The organism is Neisseria sp. P0022.S010, assembly GCF_051956635.1.
Map to the genome: position 1 here is coordinate 1 of NZ_JBQCXF010000731.1, position 1,103 is coordinate 1,103.

Genomic DNA, 1,103 nt, shown 5'->3' on the forward strand with positions numbered 1-1,103 from the left:
TACTTGTAGTAAAACTCCAGCATCGGGGGCAAAAGTATTATGTTTTAAAATATTGGGACTGACAAGCAATTAAGGGCATATCAGACAATAAACTTGATTCATCACAAAATTATATTGTTCCTATTTTTTTCTTTTTCTTTCACATTTATCCCTTTCTATTTCATTAAAACAAAATATTCTGAAATTTAAATACAAAAGGCCGTCTGAAAACTGATTCAAACAATTTTCAGACGGCCTTTATCGAATTATTGCAGTGTTTAGACTACAACTTCTTCTTTTTTCTTCACTTCTTTGGCAATGTTCTCACGGCTCAAGCCAAACATCAGCAAGAGCGGGCTGGCAACCAATACGGAAGAGTAAATACCGAACACGATACCGATGGTCAGCGCCATAGAGAAACCGTGCAAGGCTGCACCGCCGAACACCAGCATAGAAACAACCATTGCCTCGGTCGAACCGTGGGTAATGATGGTACGGCTCATGGTTGCGGTAATCGCGTTGTCGATGACTTCCGGCACGGTGTGGCCGCGCATATGCGGCTTACGGAAGTTTTCACGAATACGGTCAAACACAACCACGGATTCGTTCACGGAGTAACCCAAAACTGCCAAAATACCTGCCAAGACAGTCAGTGAGAATTCCCATTGGAAGAAGGCGAAACAGCCGAGAATAATCACGATATCGTGCATATTCGCAATAATCGCAGATACTGCAAAACGCCACTCAAAACGCATGGACAAGTAAATAATGATACCTGCCACTACGAAGCCCAATGCCATCAAACCATTGGTAACCAATTCTTCGCCAACCTGAGGGCCGATAAATTCGACTTGGCGCAAAGTAACGTCAGGATTGTCTTTTTTCAGCAAATCCATCACTTGGTTGGACAGCTGGGCAGACGTTACGCCTTCTTTGTTCGGCAGGCGGATCATGATATGTTTATTCGTACCCAATGCCTGAACCTGTACATCACCCATTTTCAGCGTATCGAGGCGTTCGCGCGTTTGATTCACATCCACGCCCTGCTGATATTGGACTTCCATTACCGTACCGCCGGTAAATTCGACGGAGAAATTCAGGCCTTTGGTTACCAAAAAGAACAC

At 44.1% G+C, this 1,103-nt stretch carries 1 protein-coding gene; it reads right to left on the reverse strand.

The annotated features are described in order from the left end of the window. Positions 1 to 257: 257 nt before the first annotated feature. Positions 258 to 1,103: protein translocase subunit SecF (secF, locus tag ACTHUT_RS21005; RefSeq protein ID WP_440419739.1), on the reverse strand; the 846-nt coding region annotated here is incomplete at its 5' end.